This is a genomic window from Mucilaginibacter pineti, from assembly GCF_900101875.1.
Lineage (GTDB): Bacteria > Bacteroidota > Bacteroidia > Sphingobacteriales > Sphingobacteriaceae > Mucilaginibacter > Mucilaginibacter pineti.
The window spans coordinates 266,538-291,902 of record NZ_FNAI01000009.1; the positions used below are offsets into that span (position 1 = coordinate 266,538).

The window sequence follows — 25,365 nt, forward strand, 5'->3', positions numbered from 1 at the left end:
AATGAGTGATAAAAGAAGTGCCATAATCATAGGCGCAGGAATTGTAGGCTTAGCTACGGCAAGGGCATTGGCCTTGCGTGGTTACCAGGTAACGGTATTTGAACGTAATGAGCGTGCTGTTGGCGCGTCTATCCGTAATTTTGGTATGATATGGCCCATTGGGCAGGCAACCGGACCAATGTATGAACGCGCTATGTTATCGCGCAGCATCTGGAAAACAATTTGTACCGAAGCCAATATCTGGCACAACGAGGTGGGTTCCTTACATCTTGCCTACCATGATGATGAATTGCAGGTGATACAGGAATACGTGGAAGCTAACCATACTTTTCGTGATTGCGCCATACTTACACCGGCGCAGGCGCTTGAAAAATCCCCCGCCGTAAATCAAAGCGGTTTAAAGGGTGCTTTATGGAGCGGCGAAGAAATGATCATCGAATCGCGCGAGGCTGTTGGGCAGGTAGCTCAATATCTGGCCGATAAATTTGGTGTTGAATTTCATTGGAACACCGCCATTAGCGAAATAGAACATCCTAAAGTTACTGCGGGCAACCAAAGCTGGCAGGCCGACGAGATTTTTGTTTGCAGCGGTGCCGATTTTGAAACCTTATACCCTGAATTATTTTCACAAACAGCCATTACAAAATGTAAACTGCAAATGATGCGCCTGGTTTCCCAGCCGGATGAATGGCGTATCGGGCCCTCTTTGTGTGGCGGATTATCTATGATCCATTACCCGGGTTTCCAGGTTGCGCAATCATTACCTGCCCTGCGCAAACGTTATGAAGAGCAATATCCAACCCAGTTAAAATGGGGTATCCACGTAATGGTATCGCAAAATCATACCGGCGAATTAACCATTGGCGATTCGCACGAATACGGACTGGTATTTGATCCTTTTGATAAGGCATTCATCAATACCATGATAACCGATTACTTAAAAACCTTTGCCTCATTTAAAGATTGGCAGTTGTTGCAATCATGGCATGGCATCCTGCCCCGGATGACCAACGGTGCTACGGAATTTATTACCGAAGCCGAGCCCGGCGTAACCATCATTAACGGCCTCGGCGGTAACGGGATGACACTTTCTTTGGGTTTATGTGAGCAGTTTATTGCTGGCAGAGAGGCATAGATATAAGTTTTCCTAAACCTGATCGTATATATTATCAAAGCCCTTGTTGTAATCAATGAGGGCTTTGGTGTATCATTACTTGCCTTTAATAAACGCCAGTATCCTTTTCGATTCCTCGGGATATATGGCGATATAATGGGTGCGTACCATATAAGGAATTACCATTTTACCACCTGCCGACTCTACCTTTATTACATTGGATGGTTTAGCAGGCATGTGGCAATCAATGCAGTTACTGTTTATGGTTAAGCCAACAGTTGCCGTCATTTTGCAGGTATTATGGTTGGCGTTGGTATGGCAGCTTGTACAACGTTGCGAGTACGCAATCAGATTGGGCTTTGCCGCTGCATGCGTATCGTGGCAGGTATTACAATCCATATTGCTCATTAAAAAACATTTGCTGGCTTTAAGTAAGCCATTTTGATTGCCATGCACATCAATTGTTTCAGGGTTTACATTTTCGTGTAAAAACGATGGTTCCTTGAATTTGGCAAGCGTATCGCCCATTTTAAAGTTAAACAGGGATGTTAAATAATTATCCTTCCCGCCCGAGTGGCAAACGGCACAGGCATCCAATCGCTGTGCCCTCGTCATTATTTTAAAACTGGCCATGTACATGGCTTTTTTATCATTAGGGTGCTGGGTTTGGAACTCAACGTGTTGGGCCGAGGGACCGTGGCAGCGTTCGCAATCAATCCCATAAACTATGGATGCATTATCAAACCTGACATCCCTGTTTTGTATGCCGGGGCTTGGCTGTTCGCGAATGTAGGAGCTGTGGCATTCAAAGCAACGGGTAACTATGGGCCGCTCGAAATTTACCTTGCCGCTGGCATAGCCCGGGCCGTTGGTCCAGCTATGGAGTGCCCCAAAGTAGGAGATGGGTAGCTCAAAAAGCTGGTCGTTTTTCCAGTACAGGTACGTTTCGGCCTTTTCGTTGCCAAAGGTTATATCAAAGCGGTTGGCGGCAACTTGTTTGCCATTGTTATAGGCTACCTGGTACAGGCCGCTGTCGCGCTTTTCCATCACAATCTTTAGGCTATCATTAAAGCTAAAAGCGTTTGTACCGGGAGCGAAACTGCCATGTATGCTATGTATAGCAGCCGGGCGGGATGATTGATTGTGCGGCGTATTAAAGTAATCCTGGTAAATACGCTGATGACATTTTATACAAGAGGCCGATCCGGCGTAGTTTTCACCACGCGGATCGGCCTTTTTGTTACTCATACATTGCGTGAGTATAGCACATACCGGTATTAAAAAAAGGACTAACAGTACATACAGCTTATTATTTTTCATATTACCGGTATCGCTTAAAGCTTACCATACATAGGTAGCTACCGCGCCTGCAGGCAGGCTGGTATTTACCATTTCTGAATTAAATTTAATATTGAACGATTGCGCATTTGCACCTGCATTTAAAACTATCAGCACCTTTGTGCCATCGGTATTTTTAAAGGCAACGCTTTGCAAAGTATTTGTCAGGTCCGAAGCTATCCGTACGGCGCCGGGTCTTACAAATTTTGAGGCATGAGCAATGATGTAGTAAGATACATTACGGGTTACATCGGAGCTTATGGTTACCGCGCCCAGGCAGCTGTTACATCCGCGGGGGGTATGTGGGCCATAATTAGGATCAGATGCAAGGTTCCATTCCAATACGTTACGGCTCCAGTTACGGGTTGCACCAATGATCAGGTTGCTGACGTGCCAGTTTAAATCATCAGCAAACTTGCCATTGCCAAATGTTGCCTGCTCGGTAAAGTAAAGGTTTTTGTTAGGGTACGCATCATGTACGGGCCCCATTGCATTAATGTTACCGCCATACAGGTGAAAAGCCGCTCCGTCAACAAATTTGCTGGTGGCTGGGTCTGCAAAAATAGCGGTGGCGTATTCCGGGTGGTCCAGGTTATGATCATACACAATTATTTTTGTGTTGATGCCCGCCGCCAGGAAAGCGGGACCTAAATTTTCCCTTACAAACTTAGCCTCATCTACAGATAGCATTAACATTGCAGGCTCATTGTAGGCGTTTAACGGCTCGTTCTGTGGGGTAACAGCATCAATGGTAATGCCGTTTGCTTTCATTTGCTGTATGTACTTAACAAAGTATTTCGAATACAGATCAAAGTTTTCGGGCTTTAAGCTGCCGCCGTAAAAGTTGTTATTATCCTTCATCCATGCGGGCGCACTCCATGGGCAGGCCAGTATTTTTATATTAGGATTAATGGCTATTATTTTTTGCAGAATAGGGATAAGGTCTGTTTTTTCTTTATCGAGGCTGAAATTGGCAAGCGTAACATCGCCGTTTGTATCGTCATAACTAAAAGCGGCCGCGCTCATATCAGACGCGCCTATGGTAATGCGGATATAGCTGATCCCGATGCTTGTAGAATCGGTACCGAAGAGCTCTTTAAGCAGCGCGGTTTTTTTAGGCTCGGCAACACTATTTAATAAATAGGCACTGCCACCTGTAAGGCAAAAACCAAAGCCATCAATAGTTTGGTAGGTGATGTTGGCATCTACATTTAAGGTTGGGTTGGTATTTGCTTTGCTGTTAAATACCAATGATACATTTTGCTTTGCCAATAACTGCTGCTGATCGCCTTGGGTAAGCCACATAGCCACATCTGATTTAACCGGGACAACAGGTACCACGGGAACTACAGGCGGGGGTACAGTATCTCCAGAGCCACCAGATTTTTTGCTGCAGCTGTAACCGGTAGCTACTATACTGCCGATACCAACGATGAGCGCGTATTTTATAAAATTTTTCATTATTTCAGTTTAAAGGGAAAGCAATGGGTTGTATTTGTGATTTGTAGCAGGTGTAAGTTTATTTGTCGGATGTGATCATTTTATAGAAGTGCACGTAATCTACCTGCATTGCAACAGGGAAAATGGTATCGTCAACGCCCTGTACACCACCCCAGTTACCACCGATGGCCACATTAAGCATCATGTGGAAGGGTTTGTCAAACGGCCATGTGCTAAAGCCTTTGCCTTCGTTTGCAAAAGTAAATACCAGCGTATTATCATAGTATCCTTTAACAGCATCTGGTGTCCAGTCTACCCGGTAAAGGTGAAAATCTGAAGAAACAGTTGGGATATTTAAGGTGCTGGTTTTGGAATTGCCGCCGTTGTTAACCTGGTCATGAATGCTAAAATGTACGTTACCCTGGTCGTACCCTACGTGTTCCATAATATCAATTTCGCCGCTGTTGGGCCAGCTGCCATAAGCGTAATCATTGGGCAGCATCCAAATGGCAGGCCATGTACCCCTGCCGGCGGGTAGTTTTGCCTTTATCTCGATACGGCCGTACAGCATATCGCTGCTGAATTTTGACGCCATGCGTGATGATGTATATTTCATCCCGCCCAGATCTTCCTTCCTGGCTACAATGGTTAACACCCCATCTTTAACATAAGCGTTATTGGTAGTATTGGTGTAATATTCCAGTTCGTTATTACCCCAGCCGCCGCCGCCGGTATCATATTGCCATTTATTGGGGTCAGGCGCTCCGTCAGTACTAAAATCGTCGGTCCAGGCAATGTTGGTATCAAAGCTATACACCTTTGGCGTTTGTTCTATTGGCTTGAAAACGGGTAATGGTGCCTGTTTTTTTGAGCATGACATATTGCTTAATAGCAGCAACGGGCATATCATCAGCGATAAATTTTTAAAGATCATAATATACATGGTACAAAGGCTGCTTGGGTTAGCAAGCAGCCTTTAATGTTTATAGATTAGTTTGTTCCCCTAAACTCTACCTTGGTAAACGAAATACCGGTTACCCCAAGATTGGAGCCCCCGCTTTTTATTACCAGATACACTTTTCCGCTGGTTGGAAAAGAGAATACGTTCTTACTATCAACCCCTGAACATGACAGGGCAGAAAGCTTACCGCTGAAAGCAGTTTTTCCGCAGCCGGCCCATGTATTCAGGGAGATCAATTTGTTTGACGAAGGATAGTCGACCCCGTTTTGAGGTACCTTGGTATCAACGTATACTTCAAACCAGGTATCGGTGGCGCCGCTGCCAGAAACCAGCATATCAACCTTGTATTTTTTACCACCAATAATATCAATTGCCTGTGCAACCGCAGCATGACCGCCATTCCCGCCTATTGCAACCATCTTACCATCGCTGATAGACATGGTTACGCCTGCCGAAAAGGTTAAATGTGTCCAGTAGGCATCGTCAGAAGCAGCCATATTGCCGCCCAATACCAGGTTACCTGCAACAGGATCTGATGTGGCAACGGTTATATCCTGCGATGCGGTTTTTTGTGTACCACCTTTGCCAACCGTGGTAAGTGTAATGGTATACTTGCCGGCATCAGGATAAAACACGGTATCTGTGGCTTTACCAACTGCCGAGCCCGCACCATCGCCCAAATCCCATTTTACAGCTAATACACCTGTTTCATCCGCTTTTAAAACGTAGTAGTTTGCCTTATTGGCAACCGGCGTTACTGTAAATGACGCATTAAGGTTGGGTGACGACAAGCCATTACCATCGCCAAATTTCTCGGGTTTACAACCCGCATATATACCTACAGCTACAATTCCGGTAGCTACTAAGTAGGTTTTTATTGAGTTTAATTTCATTGTAAATAATTTAAACAGTTAAATTAAAGGGTACCGCCGTACTCTTTGCTTTGCTTCAGTTTAGTAGCATTCAAATCATTAAGCGGGATGGGTAAAATTTCGTTTCTGCCGGCTTTAAAGCCTTTGTAGCCAAGTACGGCTGCTGCATCGCCCCAGCGTACCAGGTCAAACCAGCGGTGGCCTTCGGCGGCAAGTTCTGCGCGTCTTTCGGTTTTAATATTGGCCATGGTTGCAGCAAGTGGGTGCGTTTTTCCGTCGTTATAAGCACGGGTGTGTACGGCAGTCATTAATGCAGCAGCACGGGTTAAATCGCCGCCACCGGATATAAGGGCTTCTGCCTCCATCAGGTAAGTATCGGCCAAACGGATCTCATACATATTTTGCGGATAGTTTAAAACCGGCTCGCCGCCACCTGTAGTTTTGTCTTTAGCATGCCCGGCAAACTTATTTATGAAAAACCCGGTGTTATCATAACCTGCCACATAATCTGCAATACCAGCTGCTTTTAAGCTATCAAGGTTGGCTACGGTTGCAAAGTTTCGCGGGTCGTTATGGATAAAATCGAAGAAGTTTTTTGTGAACGGAATAAAGCTATAGCCAGAAATATAATCTGGCGCATCGGCTGTTTTTGTCACATAGCCACGAGGGCCTACCATGATATTTAAAAGGTTACCCTCGGTACAGGCAGCGCAATCCCATGTTCCTGCCGATTTTGACGAATGGCCTATTTCCAGTATTGATTCAGAATTGAATTTATTCTGAACTTTCCACAGGTCGGCAAAACTTGTAAGCAATTTGTAGCCGTATGTTGAGTTGGCTTGCCCTGGGGTACCGTTTACCTCCGCAAATTGAGCTGCAGCTTCGGTATATTTTTTATCAAAAAGATAAATCTTACCTAATAATGCGTGTACTGTACCCATTGTAAACCTGCCGCCATCGGTGGCCACATTTACCGTATTGGGTATGTTTTTAGCGGCAATAACTGCTTTCAGGTCATTTTCAATTTGGGTATAAACTTCGGCAGGGGGTACTTGAAGTACGTCATTTATCGCATCTGAAGGCACTTCTTTTAAGATCAGCGGAATGTTTTTAAACATACGCACCAAATCAAAATAGAAATATGCACGCAACGCCAGCGCTTCATCACTGTAGCGGGCTTTTAACCCTGCATCCATAGGAACTTCAGGAAGTTTAGCCATAATTACGTTTGCACGAAAAATGCCCTGGTAACTTCCCTGCCACATTGCAGTTGAAGGGCCCTGGGTGGCGTTAAGCGTATAGTTATTAAACACCTGCAAGTCCGACACATCATTTGAGCCACCGCCACCAGCTACATGATCGTCGCTGCCGCTATCCATTACGTCTGCCTTGGTTAGCAGGCCTCCGCTTTGATAACCTACAACATCATAAACCGCTACAAGACCGTTAAATGCTTCGGCTTGATCTTTATAATAATTCGATTCCAAACTGGTGCCTTTTGGTGTTACCGTAAGGAAGCTTTTTTTACATGCAGTAACAACAACAGAAATGCCTACCGCACAAATTGCTAAATATTTTAAATGCTTTTTCATATTAATTTATATTAAAATCCAACACTTAAGCCAACCAGGAATGTACGTGCCTGCGGATAAAAGCCCTGATCAATACTGCCTGAGATATCAGGATCATATCCTGTGTATTTTGTAAATGTTAAAAGGTTTTGGCCGGTTGCATAAATGCGTACTTTTTGCAAACCAATTTTATTTATCAGGTTTTTATCAAATGTGTACCCTAATTGCAATGTTTTAATGCGCAAATAGTTACCGCTTTGAAGGTAGAAGTTTGAGTTGTATCCAAAGTTGCTGTTATCGTCTTTATCGGTTAAGCGTGGATAGGTATTTGACGTTCCCGGACCCGTCCATCTGTTCAGCGCAGCGGTGGTGTAGTTGGCGGTTAATATATCAAGGCGATGTAAACCCTGGAATATTTTGTTACCTGCCTGGCCCTGTGCAAATACAACGACATCGAAATTTTTGTAAGCCGCTGTAGCCGTAAAGCCAAATTGCCATGATGGTAAAGATTTACCTATGAATTTACGATCTTTATCGCTAATAGTACCGTCGCCATCAGTATCAACCCATCTGAAATCGCCGGGCTTTGCATTAGGCTGAATGGGCAATCCTGTTTTTGGAGATATATAATTATTGACATCGGCCTGTGTTTGAAATATACCTGTGTTTTCGTACCCGTAAAATGAACCATAAGCATATCCAACCTGGGAACGCGTTACGCCACCCTGGATATTTTGAACACCAGCACCATTTAAATAATCCTGTCCGGGGGCTAAACGGGTAACCTTATTTGAAAGGTGAGATACGTTACCATCAAAACCGAGGTTAAACTCGCCCACTTTTTTGTGATAGCCTAATTGAAGTTCCTGGCCGTTATTTTCCATATCTCCTATGTTGGCATAAGGATTATCAATAGCGCCAATATAAAAAGGCAGGCTTGGCTGCTGTAGGATGCCCGTAGTTTTTTTCTTGTACCACTCTAATGTTAAATTAAAATCGTGAAACAATATCGCATCTAAACCAATATTTGTTTGCGAGGTTTGTTCCCATTTCAAATTTGGATTTGATGGCGCATTGGGGCTGTAACCACTAATGTAGGTGTCGCCGGTTCCAAAGCTATAGTTCCTGCCGCCACCGATGGTGGATAGGAAGGCGTTATCACGGATAGCATCATTACCCACAACACCATAACCGCCACGTAGTTTCACAAAATCTATCGCCTCAGTTTTTGGCCAGAATGATTCTTTAGATGGAACCCATCCTACTGAAACCGATGGGAATGTGCCATACTTAAAGTTAGACCCAAATCTTGAGGAGCCATCTCGCCTCACTATGCCCTGAATGATATATTTTTCTTGATAATCATAGTTTAAACGGGCAAATAAAGAACTTAAATGGTGTGGCTGCCCCTCGCTCCCGTAACCAATCCTGTCAATCGCCGGGATTGCAAAGTTTAAAGAAGCATCGTTATAGTTGGTAACAGGTAAACCATACTCGGTAACGCCCGAAGCAATGGTAGCCGCATCAACATACGCACCCTGGCCCAATAACACTGTTATGTTGTGTTGATTGATTGAGCGGGTGTATGAAGCAGTATTTTCCAGGTTCCAACTAAACACACGGGTTTGATCGCGGTTATAATTGTTTCTGGAACCAATGGTAGATGCATTCAGGAAATAAACGGGTGTAAATGATTCGTCGCCATAAAATGCCATTTTTGTACCAACTGTAGATCGAATTGCCAAACCTTTAATTGGATTAATTTCCATATAAGCATTACCAACAATATTATGCGCCCAACTGTGGTTGCCCAATTGTTTTTGGATGTACGCTAACGGGTTAGTAATTTCCTGCCCTACATAGTTTGAAATTCCATAATAATATCCCTGGGCGTTTTGCAATGCCGGCGGATCGCCTGCATTTCTGATGTATGGTGCTTTTGCTGCAACCGTTGGGTCTGTTATAATTACTGGCGTAGTGGGGTCAAGGTTAATGGCGGAACTTAGCGGGCCGCCGAATACACTATTTGTATTACCTAAACCAATTGATTTATTGTAGGTGTAGCCAATATTCTCTCCAAAATTCACATATTTTGAAGGTTTAAAGGTTGAATTGGTACGGAAGTTTATACGTTTATATTTTGATATATCGGTAGCAACAATACCATCCTGCTGTAAATAACCAAAGGAGGTGTAATAGGTTGATTTATCTGTTCCGCCAGCTACACTTAATTCATGATTTTGCTGTTTGGCACCTTTGTTAAATATAACCGATTGCCAGTCTGTGCCTTTTCCAAGCGAAGCAGGATCTGGAAATAGGATACCTTTACCGCCTGCAACGCTGGATTCGTTTCTTAAAGTTGCATATTGGGTAGCATCTAACAAATCTAACTTACGCGCCGGGGCAGATGTGCCCACATAACCAGAGTAGTTGATTTGTGTACGGCCTGCTTTGCCTTTTTTGGTGGTAACCAAAATAACACCCGCAGCGGCACGTGTACCATAAATGGCCGATGAAGCAGCATCTTTTAATACCTCGATAGATTCGATATCCGACTGGTTAAGGTAACTGATACCTCCATTATCAACCACAACACCATCAACCACCCATAAAGGATCATTATTGTTGAATGTAGTTACACCGCGTACGCGTACTGTTGCACCGTCACCGGGTTGTCCGTCGTTAGTGGTAATGGTTAAACCGGATGTTCTGCCCTGCAGGATTTGCTCAATGCGTGTTACCGGCTGATCTTCAAATTCCCTGGCAGATACGCCTGAGATAGAACCAGTGGTAACGCTTTTCTTTTGTGTACCGTAACCAACTACAACCACCTCATTAAGGCCGCTGATGTTTTCGCTTAGCGAAATACTGATGGACGTTTGATCGCCTACGGCAACCTCTGTTTTACGGTAGCCTATAAAGCTTACCACCAGCACCGCATTTTTATCGCTTACGCTTAGTTTAAAGTTTCCGTTGATGTCGGTATTAACGCCGTTGGTTGTACCTTTTTCAACAATGGTTACGCCTGGTAGCGGCAAGCCTTTTTCATCAACAACTTTACCCGTTATTGGGATGCCAAGCTCTTGCTGGTCGGCGGCATCGGCATTCTCAGCAGATATGGCCGCCTTAAAATCGCCTGTGCCGGTTGCGGTTAGTTTGCCTAATATGATCCGGTTCTTTAATACCTCGTAATCAATGCCGTTTTTCTTCAGCAACTGATCAAGTACATTTCTAAGTGGCTGATCAACAAAGTTAACGGATACCCTTTGTGAAAGGTTTACAGAGTTTTTACTGTAAATGAACTTAACATCGTGATTTTTTTGAAAATAGGTTAATACTTCTTGTAATGTTGCATTATTGAATGACAGGCTATATGTTTTATTTAAGATGTCCTGCGCCTTCAACGGACTTGAATAAGCCATGCCGCTTATCATTATTGCTATCATTATTTGACTAAATGTAATCTTCATGATTTTAGACCAGGGGATGGGCTTTCGTAAATGAAATTTCATATATTTGTTATGTTTCTATGTTAAAATGAGACAATAAAAAGCCCTTACACCATTTTTATGGTGTTCTTCAAGCAGGGCTTGCTTTAAACTTGGGAGTGCTCGCAACACTTCTAAGTTTTTTTGTTTTAAAGGGTCTTCACTTCAGAAGATTGAAGTGTTCGGGGGAGGTTATGTATGTATTTTAATCTTCATACGCTACTTAATTTGGTTTATAGATCGGTTAATTGGTTAATTCAGTTCGATGGTATTATCATCTTTAATCTCGTAGTTCACGTTAATTGATTTTTTTAGTGCTTCGAGCACATCCGGCAGGTTAAAACCGGCAAAATCGGCATTAAAAATAAAGTGATTCAGCTTCTCATTCATCACCTTTATATGAACATTAAATTTTGTGTTAAGCACCGGAATAATATCCCTGAGCGGCTGGCCCTCAAATGATAAATTAAGCCGTGTATATAATTGCAGATCGCGCTCGCGAATAGTTGTTCCTGGTTTTAAAACATTCAAATCGGCCAGGTAAGTTGCTTTTTGATGTGGGTATAACATGATCTCGCCTTTTTCCAATTTTAACACTGGGTTGTGTATCCCCGCACTGTGCTTTATGCTTACCGATACCTTACCTGTTACAACAGATACATCGGCAGTGGCGCTTTTATAACTGTCTCTCACCAAAAAACTGGTGCCCCAAACCTTAGTTACTATAGATTGGCTGCTGATAATGAAGGGTCGCTGTGGGTTTTTAGTAACCTCAAAAAAACATTCGCCATCCATTGATACCATGCGGGCCTTTTCGGCAAAAGATTTTGGATACCTTAAATTGGCTCCGGGGCTTAGCCAAACAACGCTATTATCGGGCAGTACAGATTTGTAGATCTGGTTGGTGTTGTTGGTAATGTTAACTTCTTCAATAGTTACGGCGGCGGCCTGTTCGGTATTGTATTTTACAGGTTTGTAGGCAACTAAGTAAGCAACGGTAATAAATATGGCAGCAACAGCGGCGGCGGCAAACCATTTTCCTATGCTACGATTGCCGGCGCGTTCGATCTTAAGCATTTCATCATCCCTGCTGTCGTCTGCAGGTAAATTAATATTTTCGATGATGCGGTGATATATGCGTTCTTCAATTTCTTTTTCTTCAATAAAATCTACATCCGAAACATAATCATGCTCGTCTTTAAAAGATTGATACCACTCTTTAACTAATAATACCTCTGCATCAGAGCAATTACCATTTAAATACTTTTCCAGTAAATTAATGGATATAGGTTTTTTCATGAAGATGAAAATAAAATTGGTTTATAAAATGATTGACGTTTAAAAGTACGGCACCCCCTACTGTTAATTAAAATAAATTTAATTATTTTATTAACGCAATGGAAATCAGTACAATATAATGCCCCAGATTTAAGCGAAGACGCTTAAGGGCTTTGGTTAGGTGGTTTTCGACGGTTTTTTCTGAGATACCAAGGTATTGGGCAATTTCCTTGTTTGTTTTATTTTCAATGCGGCTGAGTTCATAAACCGACCGGCATTTATCGGGCAGCTGGTTAACTTCCGATTCGATGCTTTGCATCATATCTTTAAGCATAATAGCATCCTCGGTAGATGTATCGGCCTCGGAGTATACCACCTTTAAGCTTTCTTTATATTTAAGCCTCACCAATTCTTTGCGGTAATAATCAATTACCAGGTTGCTCACGCTCGAATACAGGTAGCCGCCCAACGTTGTTTTTACGTTAATGGCGTATCGTTTATGCCAAACAGCTGTAAATAGCTCCTGCACAATCTCTTCAGATAGTTCTTTGCTTTTTAGGCGCTGATAGGCTTCGGCATATAGCACCTTCCAGTAGCGGGTGTATATTTCTCTGAAAGCCCCAAGCTTATCCTGCTGCAGCAAACTAATCAGTTCGTCCTCATTAAGCTTTGAAAAATCGGTCATAAAATTGGTGCGGATTGATCAACGTTATATTAATTAATCATTAATCAATAAACAAAACTGAACAAAAAACAAATAATTAGCAAGTGTAAAAGCCTATTACTTTGTTTGATAATAAATTAGGAGGTTAATTTATTTACTATTATGTGTGCTGTATTAATTGGTTTGATAATTAGCCATGGTAACCATTACGGTTTTGGCAATGCAAGAATATAATTGAAATAAAAATGATATTCTTTAAGGTTCATACAATGTGTATAAATTTTTTGATCAAAATTTATTTATAGCCTTTTGGAGTAGTTTTTTTCTTGCGTTGTCGTGATTTTATCAGGTATCAATTAAAATTTCAATTGTGTTTAATGGCATGTGTTTTAAATAATCGCCTTTTGTTAAAATGCCATATATAATTCGTCTTTACGTTGCATTGGCTGGTCACATGTTTTATTAAACCGGTACTTTTTGTAATAAAAATTTAACATAGGTCATTTTATGTTTTGTATTTAGATGAAAAATTGTACTTTTCGAAAAATTTTAATAAGTTAGTGTTCGCTATTAAATTTCCACTTTTAAACCCCCGTACTTATGCAATCTGATTGTAATGAAAAGGAGCTTTTAGGTAACCTGAAACAGGGATGCAGTGTGGCGTTTAATGCTATTTATCAGCTATATAGTAAGCCTATATACATATATCTACTGCATAAGTTAAAAGATCCAGATATGTGCAGCGATGTGTTGCAAGATATATTTGTAGCCTTATGGGAAAAGCGTGAAGCAACAATTATTGATACTTCATTAAAAGGGTACCTTTTCCAGTCGGCCCGGTTTAAAATTGTCGACATTTATCGGAAGGACAAAAAATTCCAAAGCTATCTTGCTGGCTTGGGAAGCTATATGGATGCCGATTATTCGATGCTTGGCGATGTGCTTGATCATCGCAAACAACTTGCCGATACAATGGATGAAATAAATAAGATGCCTTTAAGAATGAAGGAGATATTTATTGCCAGCCGTATTGAACAGGAAAATATTCAGCATATAGCTAACCGTTTAAGTATCTCCAAACAAACGGTAAAAAACCAATTGGGTAAGGCAATGCGCATTTTACGCATGAATTATTCGGGCGTTGAGATGATAATTATGTTCATCGGCCTGCTGCTCATAAAAAAATAACAAAAAAATAACTTTTTTTTAATTTCCGATGGTACTTTTTTGATAGTACGCCGACTACCTATCAAAACCACCAATTATTGGACACCCGGAAAATTAAAAATCTGCTGCGCAGGTACAGGCAAGGGCTAACTTCACAACATGAAAATGATGCGGTGGAGCAATGGCTTGGTCATTTAAAAAATGACGACCCCACATACTTTGATGAGGATACGATAAACGCGTATCTGGCTAATGCCAAGGCTGTTATAGATAGCCAGATAAAAGAGCCCGTAAATATTTTTAAAAATAACTTGGGCAAGCTTGGTGTGGCAGCCTCCCTTATTTTAATTTCGGGCACGGCAATAGCAATATGGTTTTGGTCGCAAAAAAATATTGATAAAACCCCTGCATTACAGGCATGTAAAGTGCAGCCTAATGTTGTTATCCGCAAAAGCAATGGTTGGATATACCTGCAAACCAAAAAGGCGGTAAAGTACACCGCAACACTGAGCGATGGTAGCGTAATTGTGCTTAATGCGTCAAGCCGCCTGCGTTACCCCGAAAGATTTATAAACCACAAACGCCCTGTTTACCTGGAAGAGGGTGAGGCCCTGTTTACCGTAGCGAAAGATAAAACCAGTCCGTTTACGGTTTATACTACCAAGTTTGCCACCACCGCTTTAGGTACAGCATTTAACATTCGTAATTATAAAAACGAACATAAGATCTCTATATCGCTCATACACGGAAAAATACGTGTTGATAACATGGTTAAGGCAAAAAGCCAGGCCGCTTCAAGAATAGTATTACCTCATCAGCAGATAATAGCCAACGACGATTTAACCAATGTTAAAAGCAGCAGCTTTGATGACGAAACAACCGTAACCGGATGGAAGGATGGCATTTTATCATTCAAAGATGCCTCGATGCCCGAAGTGCTTAATTCTATCGAGAACCGCTTTAACTTAAAAATAACAAACAATAGCAAGCAAGTTAAATGGAGCTACACCGGTGTGTTTAAAAAAGAAAGCCTTGCCGATGTGCTGGAAACCATTTGCTTAACCGAGCGCATTCATTACAAAACCAACAACAATGAAATTATACTTTATTAAATAATTTATATAAACCAACCAACCAATATGAAATCAACTTTACGCTTTTTAAAGATCTGCAGTCTTTCGGCGTTACTCGTTTCACCAACGGGATTAATGGCCCAACCTGCAAACCCAGTGGCAATTACCCAGCCCATGATGCTGAGTATGAACGTAACCCGTAAGCCGGTGGAAAATGTGCTGGAAAGTTTAGGTCGCAAAACCGGCCTCGACGTACATTTTGACAGAAATGAGGTTAACGCCGATAAACTGGTATCTATTAACTGTAAAAACCAGCCGGTTAAGGAAGTTTTGGCCAGCATCAGCGACCAAACCGGCCTGCGTTTCGAGGTGTTTAACAACAAGCTGATTGTTTCGGCAGCCGAGGGTCTTACAGCGGAGGCAGCCAAAATAACAGGTACCGTTAAAGACGCCAGCGGCCAACCGCTTGTAGGTGTTAGTGTACATATAAAAGGCACAACAACTGGCGGCCAAACCAATGCCAGCGGTATATTTGTTATTGATGCCAAACCAGGTGACGTTTTGGTGTTTTCGTACATTGGGTACATCCCGCAGGAAGTAACGGTGGGTAACGATGCCAACATCACGATTACATTAGCAACCGATTCAAAAAGCTTGCAGGAGGTGGTAGTAACTGCTTTTGGTATCAAAGGTCAGAAAAGTCACTCACTTACGCTACGCAAAGGGTAAGCAGCGAACAATTGAACACTGTAAAAACGGATAACCTTATAAATTCGCTTAACGGTAAAATAGCGGGCTTGACAATTTCACCCGGTGCATCTGGTGTAGGTAGCTCGGCTAAAGTGGTATTACGTGGTAGCAGGTCTGCCAACGGTAGCAATCAACCGCTGTACGTTATTGATGGTGTACCTATCCTGAATACAGGTAATGCAAACGCTCAACCTACCGGTACTTTCGGCGGAACTACTGATGGCGGCGATGGTATCTCTAACCTCAATCCGGAAGATATTGAAAGTATAACCGTGTTGGAAGGCGCTTCGGCAGCTGCGCTTTACGGTAGCCAGGCGCAAAACGGTGTATTGCTTATCACTACCAAAAAAGGTAAAGTAGGCAAAGCGCAAGTTGATTTCTCATCAAGCTTTACAGCTAATAACACGGCTTATCGCCCTAAATTTCAAAATCAATATGGCCAAACTCCAGGTACTGTAAGTGGCGATGTAACCAGCTGGGGACCATCAATTTCAAACTCGGAAGATAACCTGAAAAAATTCTTCAGAACCGGAACTAACCTTACAAATGCCATTAACTTTTCATCAGGTTCGGAGCTTGCTCAAACTTATTTCTCTTATGCCAATACGCACGCAACAGGCATAGAGCCAGGCAATAAGCTTGATAGAAACAACTTTAATTTACGCGAAACCGGCAGTTTTCTAAATAATAAATTAACTGTGGATGGTAGTGTTAATTATGTAAATCAAAAAATTCAAAACGCGCCGCAATTGGGTATCTATTCTAACCCGCTAATTTCTTTGTATGCGTTTCCTCGCGGTGTAGATATACAGCCGTATAAAACTCAATACGAATTTCCGGATAACGTAGGTGTTGATCGTCAGAACTGGATAACCCATGGTGGCGATTTTCACCAGGATAACCCTTGGTGGATCATAAACCGCGAGCCCAACTACGCAAAACGCAACCGTATGTTATTAAACGGAAGTGTAAAATACACTTTTAACAATTACTTAAACATACAGGTACGCGGTAACGTTGATCGTATTTCTGATGATTTTGAGCAGGATATTTATGCAGGGTCAAACAATTTATACAACTCGCTTGAAACTGGAAATTTAAAATTAAGCAACCAAACACTTACTCAAAAATATGGCGATGTGCTTGTAAACTTTACAGTGCCGCTTAAAAATTCAGATTTTAAAATAAACGGACTATTAGGTGCCAGTGTTAACGATCAACAGTTACAAGGCTATTCATTTGGCGGCGATCTTCAAACGCCAGATTATTTCACAGCCGGTAACATCATTGTTTCACGTGCAGGTACAAGCTCCAGCAATACCACGCTTAATTCAATTGCTTCACTGGTAAATAGTTTCGCGCTTCCTCCTAACCACAGCCAAACGCAAGCCATTTTCGCTAATGCCGATTTCTCTTACAAAAACTGGGCTTACTTAACAGTTACCGGTAGAAAAGATTGGTCGTCAAACCTTTCGTTCACTAATAATGATTCTTACGTTTATCCTTCTGCAGGTCTATCTGTGATTTTATCGCAGGCACTTGAATTACCTAAGGCCATAAACTATGCCAAGGTACGTTTAAGCTTTGCCCAGGTTGGTAATACCGTACCACCGTATTTAACCAATATTCAAAATACACAGGATGGTAGCGGAGCATTGGTATTTAACACAGCTGGCTATAATGGCACATTAAAACCAGAAAAAACCAATTCATTTGAATTAGGTGCCGACTTGCGCTTTTTAAATGATAAGCTCAATTTTACTTTTACTTACTACAAAACCAACACGCTTAACCAATACATCCCTGTATCATACAGCGCGCCAACATTGATTTCAACAGGTTATGTAAATGCAGGTAACGTTCAAAATACCGGTTTAGAATTCACTTTAGGTTACGATGTATTTAAAAGCAGCAACTTTAGCTGGAATACTACAGTAAACGCATCTACCAACAAAAACAAGATCATAGATGTTGACTCCAAAGATGGCATAGATAAATTCTTCCTTACAAACGATGGTAACAGCTATCAGTCTGAACTGGTAAAAGGAGGTTCTTATGGCGATATTTATGCCCCAACTTTACTACGTGATGATAAAGGACGTGTAGTATTAGGCGGAGATGGAACCGCAGAACACCCTTATGCGCCAACACCAAGTGCAGCCTATAACCTTGTGGGTAACCCTAACCCTAAATTCCAATTAGGCTGGAGCAACAGCTTTAGCTACAAAAAATTAAGTCTTAATTTATTAGTTGATGGTAAATTTGGCGGCAAGGTAATGTCAATAACACAAGGATTATTAGATGCTACCGGTGTTTCTGAAGAATCGGGCCAGGCGCGTGCGCAAGGCGGAGTAAAGGTGAACGGTGTAAATGCCGCCGGACAGGCCGTTACAACTGTTGACGCGCAAACCTGGTACAAAACAATAGGTCAGCGCGGTGGTATCACCGGCGAGTACATGTACAGTGCTACCGTAGTGCGTTTGCGTGAAGCATCTTTAGGTTACACCTGGAGTATTGCTAACAGCGGTATTAAAAGTGTTAAGCTTTCGGTAGTTGGCCGTAACATTTTATATTTTTATAAGAAAGCGCCATTTGATCCGGAAATTGCCATGTCAACAGGTAATACCCTTTCGGGTATTGATGTTTTCAACCAGCCAGCTACACGCAACCTTGGTTTAAACCTTAACGTTAGTTTCTAAAACCACTCCATTTAACTCTTTGAAAATGAAAAATAATTCAATAGCAATACTTAAACAGGGCAAAAATAGCTTTGCTGGTATTTCCATCTTAATGGCGTCGTTAATGTTGCCAGGATGTACAAAAAACTTCGAAAAATACAATACAAATCCATCTGCTTTAACAGTTGAACAAAGCAGGTCAATCGCATCAACAGCTATAGGGCCATTGGAACAGGCTATATATAGCAATTATCAGATAGCACAGAATTTGAGCGCCGATGCTTACGCAGGTTATATGATGTCGCCAACTGATTTCAGGGGTGGAAACAACAACCTGAAATATGCGCTGGTTGATGGCTGGAATGTGACAGGGTTTAACGACCAGTATAAATTGGTTATGGCGCCCGTAAGTAAAATAGCGCAGGCGGGTGCAAGAACATTAAACCCGGATTTATGGGCCGTTGCACTGTTAATACAGGTTGAAGCAATGGATAGGGTAACTGATCGTTTTGGTCCAATTCCTTATACAAAGGCAGGCACGTCATTAATAAGCATCCCTTATGATGACCAGGCTACTGTTTACCAAACATTTTTTAAACAGATTGATACAGCTGCAACTAACTTACAAACTTATATTGCCGCTAACCCAGGCAAAGCGCCTATTGGCACCGGCGATTTAATATATAACGGTGTTTATACACAATGGCTCAAATTTGCAAATTCACTACGTCTTCGCTTAGCTATGCGTATTGTAAAGGCTGATCCAGCTACGGCTAAAACACAAGCCGAAAAAGCAATGAGCGCGCCGGGTGGTTTATTAGCCGCTCCTGGCGACGATGCTGCTGTAGCACAATCAGGTTCAAGGGTCAATGACCTTTACACGGTTACTATTGCCTACGGTGGCGATAATCATTTGAATGCCGCTATCGGATCTTATTTAGGGGGATTTAATGACCCACGTGGCCCTATTTATGTTACACCCGCAACAAAAGGCACGCCATACACAGGCATACGCCTTGGTGCCGATGTTACCAAAGGCGATTACAAGAGCTTAGCATCATATAACTGCCTTACCACATTTACTCAAAAGGCTCCCCAGTTAATAATGACGGCTGCCGAAATGTGGTTTTTGAAAGCCGAAGCAGCAGTACGTGGCTGGACCGGTGCAGGCGTTGCCAAAGATAATTATGAAAAGGGTATAAATATTTCTATGGAACAATGGGGTGTAGCTATAGGCGATTATCTTAATGACGCTACAAGCAAACAGGCTGCCTATGTTGATCCGTTGAATGCAGCTAATAACGCCGATCCTATATCAACCATCACCGTCAAGTGGGATGAGGCTGCTGCAAACGAAGTGAAACTGGAAAGAATCATTACTCAAAAATGGCTGGCTATTTTTCCAGACGGACAAGAAGCATGGGCCGATTACAGACGTACAGGCTATCCTAAATTATACCCTAACCTGAGTAACTTAAGCGGCGGTACTATTGATACCAAAATACAGATTCGTCGTATACCTTACCCGAGCACCGAGTACAATACAAACTCAGCTGCTGTAAATGATGCGGTAAAAGTATTAGGCGGACCAGATAATGGCGGAACCAGGCTTTGGTGGGATGTTAATAAAGGAAACTTTTAACGCCTGATCGAAAGTTATAACACTCAAAAAAGGGCAGCCCATTATTAATGGGCTGCCCTTTTGCTTTTGGTAAAAAGAGTAATAAATGTCTATAAATCAGCTACAAACTCGCGCATAGCCTGGCCTGGGTCGGGTTGTTTCATGAAGTTTTCGCCGATTAGGAAACCGTTGAAACCGGCCAGTTTAAGGCCACGAATGGTTTCCTGGTCGCTGATGGCACTTTCTGAGATTTTCAGGAACTCGGCCGGGATGTGTTTGGCAAGGTCATAGGAAGTTTGTACAGACACTGTAAAATCGGCCAGGTTACGATTGTTTACGCCTATAGCATCCAATTTGGGGTGGATGCTGCGTTCCAGCTCTTCGAGGTTGTGCACTTCCAGTAATACATTTAAACCCAGGCTTTTAGCAAGGGTTGCCATGGTGTCAATTTCGGCTGGGGTTAGTATGGCGGCTATCAGTAATATGATATCGGCACCCAAGGCTTTGGCCTCAATTACCTGGTATTCATCTATCATAAAATCCTTGCGCAAAAGTGGGATGGTATTAACCGAACGAGCTTTTACGAGGTCGGCTTTGCGGCCCATGAAAAAGTTACGATCTGTTAAAACCGATAGTGCCGAAGCACCCGCAGCGGCATAGTCGGTGGTTACTTTACTTACCCGCGAGGTATCATTAATAATGCCTTTTGATGGCGATTTGCGCTTATATTCGGCAATAATGCCGGTGCGCGAAGGATCCAGCAGGAAGTCTTTAAACGAGTATGTTTCGCGGTGAAAGTACTCTGATTCTTCCAGCTGTACGTATGATGTGCGGCTTTTAGCATAGGCTACTTCCTTCTTTTTATTGGCAACTATTTTATCAAGTATGTTCATACCCTTAACCCCAAATGGCTGTTTTATGTTAGTTATTATATATGTCGTCAGCGAGCGTCAGTAGACCGTCAGCGGGCGTCAGTATGTTATCAGCAAGCGTCAGTAGGCCATCAGCAGCCGTCAGTATTAAATATCTTTATTTTTTTAAAGATACACCATAATGGTGCCGCTTTTACAATTTTAACCAGTTGCCCATCATCTCCTTGCCAAACTCGGTTAAAATAGACTCGGGGTGAAACTGCACGCCGCGAACGTCATACTCCCGGTGCGATAGTGCCATGATAGAATTATCCTCCTCATCAATGGCAGTTACCTGCAGCACGGCAGGCAAATCTTTATCGCTAACTACCCATGAATGATAGCGGCCAACTTTAAAGGTGTCTGGCAGTCCCGCAAACAATGGCTCCCCGGTATTGGTAACCTTAATGGGAGTGGCAATACCGTGCATCGGCTGACTAAGGTTGTACAAGCTGCCGCCAAAAACTTCGGCAATGGCTTGCTGACCCAGGCAAACGCCAAAGATACTTTTTGTAGGCGAATACTTCCTGATCACCTCTTGCAGCAGGCCGGCTTCGGACGGGATGCCCGGGCCGGGCGACAGGATGATCTTATCATAAGCATCCACATCGGCAATGGCAAATTTATCATTCCTCCAAACCTCGCATTGCTGCCCCAGCTCGTTAACCAGGTGCACCAGGTTGTAGGTAAAGGAATCGTAATTGTCAATTATTAATATTTTGTTCATCTTCTAACTCTTAAAAAGAAATTCTAAATCCTAATTTCTAAACTCTAAATATGAAATCCGAAAGTTTAATTTCGAAATTCTAAAATAAGGAGCAGGCCTCTATCACGCTCCGCGCACCGGAAACCCGCTCCCCTGTAAAGAACATGCCCGAACCTGGCTCCCCGCTCTCCGCACCTCACTCTACAGTTCCTCGGCCAGTTCAAACGCTCTTCTCAGGGCGGCTATTTTGTTGTCTACCTCTTTCAGTTCGCTTTCGGCAACGGAGCCGGCAACTATTCCTGCACCGGCCTGGTAGTGCAGGGTGTTGTTTTTGCTCAGGAACGAGCGGATCATAATGGCATGGTTAAAATCGCCGTTAAAACCCATGTAGCCTATGGCGCCGCTGTAAAAGCTGCGTTTGGCTTTTTCGTTTTCGTCGATGATCTCCATCGCCCTGAATTTTGGCGCACCGCTTAACGTACCGGCCGGATAGGTATCGGCAACAATTTTAAATGACGATACGCCTGGCAGCAGCTTGCCGCTTACGTGCGATACCAAATGGATCAAATGCGAATAATATTGTACTTCCTTGAAAGCCTTTACCTCTACCTGCTCGCAATGGCGGCTCAGGTCATTACGGGCAAGGTCGACAAGCATTACGTGCTCGGCCGATTCTTTGGGGTCGTTTTCTAATGCGCGGGCAATTTCCGCATCTTTTAAATCGTCGCCGCTGCGTTTAAAGGTACCGGCAATGGGGAAGATGCTGGCCACGTTATTTTTAATGGTGATCTGTGCCTCGGGCGATGAGCCGAAGATCCTGAAATCGCCGTAATCAAAATAAAACAGGTATGGGGATGGGTTAATGGAGCGCAGGGCGCGGTAAACATTAAATTCATCGCCCTGGAAGGTACGCGAGAAAGCCCTCGACGGTACTATCTGGAAAACATCGCCCCGGTAAATGTGCTGCTTCATTTTTTCAACAATGGCAATAAACTCCTCGTTGGTAAGGTTTGATTGCTCGGCGGAGCTGCTTTTAAAGTTGTACTCGGGGAAGTTTTTGTTTTTTATCAGGTACTCCAGTTTTTCGATACCGCCGTTGGTTGGTCCGCCTTCGGCCTGGTTATGGAATATGTAAAGCTCGTTTTTGAAATGATCAATGGCAATGATGTAGCGGTAAATATGGTACTGCATCACCGGGATCTGGCGGGTAACATCGTCGCTGTGTTTTAGCTTAATGGTTTCAAAATGTTCAACCGCCTCGTGCGTAAAATAGCCGAACAAACCGTTCGAGATCATTTTAAGTGGATTGGCATCGGTTTCAAAACTGCCAATGAAATTGTTCAGTTCGTCTATCAGCTCAAACGTGCCGGCTTCCTGGGTTATCTGGCTGCCATCGGGGTAATGCTTTTTGAGGATACCATTGTTAAGCACCAGCCCGGCAATGGGCTCGCAGCAAATATAGCTGAGGCTGTTTTCGCGGCTGTGGTAATCAGAACTTTCCAGCAGCAGCGAGTTGGGGAAAACATCTCTTAAACGCAGGTAAATGCTTACCGGGGTGGTGGTATCGGCAAGTAGTTTTTTATGAGTGGTTGTTATTTTAAATTTATTCATTGTTATGTTTTCAAAAATTGGTTTAAACAAAAAAACCCGGCGAATTGGGGTCGCCGGGTTTCCTATTTAGGTTTACAATTGATTAGTTATCTCTGATCAAAAACAAATCCGGCTGCCAAATTTAATTGGTGCCACCAGCTGTTTTTATGTGAGTTTTTAATCATCAGGTCACAAATTTATAAAGAAAATTGAATTGTCAAATTTTTTCTGAAAGTATTTTTTTGCTAAATCCTATTAGCTACGTGGAATAAGTATGATACCAGCCAAAATAATTACTAAAGCCAGGAAATAAAAGATAACAATGCTCTTGTGTCTGGCTTCACTATCGATTCCTTTTTTGGATTTGCTGTGCCCAATTGTAATTAAAGCAATGGCAATTAACATAATAACCCAATGCTCCACCGTAAAATAACGGCCCACCGGGTTTTTCATAACTGCCTTGTTAAACATAACCAGCGGACTCACAAAGTATAGCACTATACCAATAAGCAGCTGCGTATGCGCCGAGATCATGGCAAACAAATTGAGCTTGCGGTTACCGTTTGTGTAGGCTTTTTGACCTATCCACCCAACCAAACTGCCTATAATGGCTGCCAGTATTAAAGCGATAACGATATACCTGAAACCGGAATGAAGGTGCTGTAAAAAGCTGTAAAGGTTCATGCGATAATTTTTTTGTGAATATACAATAAAACAGAAAGTTGCAGAAATATGCAACGGCTATTTGACAATAGCGTTTCAATGCGGAATAATGAAGGAAAAGAAATATGAACCCGAATTTTTAGAATTATAGAATGGGGTAAAGCTTTAAAAGACGATTTGTTCCATTCCCCGTAGGGGACACCTATTTGTAGCAAACAAATGCATTGTTTATTTGCCTCGTAGAGGCTACACTTTTTTACTGGCGCGGGCTTGTAGCCCGTGACTAAGCATGGTTTCGGCTTTCAGCCGACGCATGCCTAAGCTGGAAGCTTAAAGCTTGCCTTCACACGGGTTACGCTACGCTACCCCCGCGCGAGGGTGTTGTTATTTTGACACGTACCAGGTAAATTTCCCCAGCATATAGCCAATATAGCAAACCGCTATAATAATTACTATTCCCCAAAGAACCTGGGTAAAAACACTATTCTTAAAAGTGATTTTTCTTACTAAATCCATATCCGAATGTTTAAAAAGTGCTATGAAGTTACTAATTATAAAATTAAAATTATAGTTGTTTTCTACTGTTCCAATAGCGCGGGCTTGTAGCCCGTGACTAAGCACGGTGTCGCTTTCATCCAAAGTATTTATTAGGAAGGAAGCTTAATAAATACTTTCACACGGGTTACACTGCACGAGTGGGGGTATCACATTTTTTTGTAGATTTATGAATGAATAAACCTTTACTATTAGTCGCTTTGGTATGTTTTTTTTGCTTTGGATGCAGCCCCGCCGAAGATTGCCCGGATGGAATTAACAAGTTGCCAATGTACGGGAAAGTAAAAAAATGTCCTGGTCAAATTGAAACCGACAATACCTTCATAAAGTCAACCCAGCATGATTTTAAAAGTAGAAAAGAAGCTGCAGAATATTTTGTGAACCGTGCATGGGGCTACTATTACCATAACAAGCCGGATACAGCCATGATGCGATTTAACCAGGCATGGCTGCTTGATAGTTTAAATGCAGGTGCTTACTGGGGTTTTGCAAACCTTACTGGGCAGCAGGGAAAGTTCAAAGAGTCGTTACCCTTGTTTGACCGTTCTATTGCGCTTGACAGTTTAAACGCTAATGTTTGGGAAAGTGCATCAAATAGCTACGGGCAACTATTTTCAAATACCAGGCAAGTAGAATATTTAAATACAGCAATAAAATATTTAAGAAAATCGGTAGCATTGAAGCCAAGTGCCAGAGCGTATGCAGCCCTAACTGCTGCTTATACCTATTTTGCGCATAAAGACAGCGCAATTAAATACTTGAAGATAACAGATAGCTTAGACAAAAACGCGATTAATCCCCAAGTTAGAAAGCTTATTAACAGTAATAGATAGTTAAGTTTCTCTGCGCCTGCCTGTCGCAAATCGCCCGTATATTGTCATAATTACCACTCTTTTTTATGGGCTTTAATGCACAACTTTGGTTA

At 42.5% G+C, this 25,365-nt stretch carries 20 protein-coding genes; 7 read left to right on the forward strand and 13 right to left on the reverse strand.

Annotation, left to right across the window (positions count from 1 at the left end; translation table 11 throughout):
- Position 1: 1 nt before the first annotated feature.
- Positions 2 to 1,135: a TIGR03364 family FAD-dependent oxidoreductase gene (locus BLS59_RS19535; protein WP_091151696.1), complete on the forward strand. Its 1,134-nt coding sequence runs from the start codon at positions 2 to 4 to the stop codon at positions 1,133 to 1,135.
- A gap of 75 nt (positions 1,136 to 1,210) precedes the next feature.
- Here the strand turns inward: BLS59_RS19535 and BLS59_RS19540 are convergent, their stop codons facing one another.
- The 8 genes from BLS59_RS19540 to BLS59_RS19575 form a co-directional block, all read right to left on the reverse strand.
- The gene (locus tag BLS59_RS19540; protein WP_091151698.1) at positions 1,211 to 2,362 is read right to left on the reverse strand and encodes a multiheme c-type cytochrome; all 1,152 of its coding nucleotides are present in this window, start codon (positions 2,360 to 2,362) and stop codon (positions 1,211 to 1,213) included.
- Between the two features lie 93 nt (positions 2,363 to 2,455).
- Positions 2,456 to 3,913: a glycoside hydrolase family 30 protein gene (locus BLS59_RS19545; RefSeq protein WP_091151700.1), complete on the reverse strand. Its 1,458-nt coding sequence runs from the start codon at positions 3,911 to 3,913 to the stop codon at positions 2,456 to 2,458.
- A 58-nt stretch (positions 3,914 to 3,971) separates the two neighbouring features.
- Positions 3,972 to 4,826, reverse strand: a complete 855-nt coding sequence (locus tag BLS59_RS19550) for a glycoside hydrolase family 16 protein (RefSeq protein ID WP_091151780.1) — start codon at positions 4,824 to 4,826, stop codon at positions 3,972 to 3,974.
- 56 nt (positions 4,827 to 4,882) lie between these two features.
- Positions 4,883 to 5,746, reverse strand: a complete 864-nt coding sequence (locus BLS59_RS19555; RefSeq protein WP_091151702.1) for a PKD domain-containing protein — start codon at positions 5,744 to 5,746, stop codon at positions 4,883 to 4,885.
- A 23-nt stretch (positions 5,747 to 5,769) separates the two neighbouring features.
- A complete protein-coding gene (locus BLS59_RS19560; protein WP_091151704.1) occupies positions 5,770 to 7,317 on the reverse strand; it encodes a RagB/SusD family nutrient uptake outer membrane protein in 1,548 nt (515 codons plus the stop codon).
- An 11-nt stretch (positions 7,318 to 7,328) separates the two neighbouring features.
- Positions 7,329 to 10,766, reverse strand: coding sequence for a SusC/RagA family TonB-linked outer membrane protein (locus BLS59_RS19565; RefSeq protein WP_091151706.1), 3,438 nt, complete (start codon positions 10,764 to 10,766; stop codon positions 7,329 to 7,331).
- A 270-nt stretch (positions 10,767 to 11,036) separates the two neighbouring features.
- Positions 11,037 to 12,083, reverse strand: a complete 1,047-nt coding sequence (locus BLS59_RS19570; protein WP_091151708.1) for a FecR family protein — start codon at positions 12,081 to 12,083, stop codon at positions 11,037 to 11,039.
- Positions 12,084 to 12,165: 82 nt separating this feature from the next.
- A complete protein-coding gene (locus BLS59_RS19575) occupies positions 12,166 to 12,747 on the reverse strand; it encodes an RNA polymerase sigma factor (RefSeq protein WP_091151709.1) in 582 nt (193 codons plus the stop codon).
- 579 nt (positions 12,748 to 13,326) lie between these two features.
- Between BLS59_RS19575 and BLS59_RS19580 the strand changes: the two genes are divergently transcribed.
- From BLS59_RS19580 to BLS59_RS19600, 5 genes are all read left to right on the forward strand, one after another.
- A complete protein-coding gene (locus tag BLS59_RS19580) occupies positions 13,327 to 13,914 on the forward strand; it encodes an RNA polymerase sigma factor (protein ID WP_091151712.1) in 588 nt (195 codons plus the stop codon).
- Between the two features lie 77 nt (positions 13,915 to 13,991).
- Complete coding sequence (locus BLS59_RS19585) at positions 13,992 to 15,005, forward strand: FecR family protein (protein WP_091151714.1); 1,014 nt, start codon at positions 13,992 to 13,994, stop codon at positions 15,003 to 15,005.
- Positions 15,006 to 15,032: 27 nt separating this feature from the next.
- Positions 15,033 to 15,695: an STN domain-containing protein gene (locus BLS59_RS19590; protein ID WP_091151716.1), complete on the forward strand. Its 663-nt coding sequence runs from the start codon at positions 15,033 to 15,035 to the stop codon at positions 15,693 to 15,695.
- 11 nt (positions 15,696 to 15,706) lie between these two features.
- Positions 15,707 to 18,415, forward strand: a complete 2,709-nt coding sequence (locus tag BLS59_RS19595) for a SusC/RagA family TonB-linked outer membrane protein (RefSeq protein ID WP_240315286.1) — start codon at positions 15,707 to 15,709, stop codon at positions 18,413 to 18,415.
- Positions 18,416 to 18,440: 25 nt separating this feature from the next.
- Positions 18,441 to 20,036: a SusD/RagB family nutrient-binding outer membrane lipoprotein gene (locus BLS59_RS19600; protein ID WP_091151720.1), complete on the forward strand. Its 1,596-nt coding sequence runs from the start codon at positions 18,441 to 18,443 to the stop codon at positions 20,034 to 20,036.
- A gap of 89 nt (positions 20,037 to 20,125) precedes the next feature.
- Here the strand turns inward: BLS59_RS19600 and trpC are convergent, their stop codons facing one another.
- The 5 genes from trpC to BLS59_RS32530 form a co-directional block, all read right to left on the reverse strand.
- Positions 20,126 to 20,908 carry an indole-3-glycerol phosphate synthase TrpC gene (gene trpC / locus BLS59_RS19605; RefSeq protein ID WP_091151722.1) on the reverse strand — a complete coding sequence of 261 codons (783 nt, stop codon included), beginning with the start codon at positions 20,906 to 20,908 and terminating at the stop codon, positions 20,126 to 20,128.
- Between the two features lie 172 nt (positions 20,909 to 21,080).
- On the reverse strand, positions 21,081 to 21,653 hold the full coding sequence (locus tag BLS59_RS19610; protein WP_091151724.1) for an anthranilate synthase component II: 573 nt from the start codon (positions 21,651 to 21,653) through the stop codon (positions 21,081 to 21,083).
- 180 nt (positions 21,654 to 21,833) lie between these two features.
- A complete protein-coding gene (locus tag BLS59_RS19615; RefSeq protein ID WP_091151726.1) occupies positions 21,834 to 23,243 on the reverse strand; it encodes an anthranilate synthase component I family protein in 1,410 nt (469 codons plus the stop codon).
- 234 nt (positions 23,244 to 23,477) lie between these two features.
- The gene (locus BLS59_RS19620) at positions 23,478 to 23,906 is read right to left on the reverse strand and encodes a cytochrome B (protein ID WP_091151728.1); all 429 of its coding nucleotides are present in this window, start codon (positions 23,904 to 23,906) and stop codon (positions 23,478 to 23,480) included.
- Positions 23,907 to 24,269: 363 nt separating this feature from the next.
- Positions 24,270 to 24,401, reverse strand: coding sequence for a hypothetical protein (locus tag BLS59_RS32530; RefSeq protein ID WP_262492962.1), 132 nt, complete (start codon positions 24,399 to 24,401; stop codon positions 24,270 to 24,272).
- A 308-nt stretch (positions 24,402 to 24,709) separates the two neighbouring features.
- On the opposite strand from BLS59_RS32530, the gene BLS59_RS19630 reads away from it, so the two are divergent.
- Positions 24,710 to 25,273 (forward strand): tetratricopeptide repeat protein, encoded by a 564-nt coding sequence (locus BLS59_RS19630; RefSeq protein WP_205411310.1) that lies wholly within the window; start codon positions 24,710 to 24,712, stop codon positions 25,271 to 25,273.
- Positions 25,274 to 25,365: the final 92 nt, after the last annotated feature.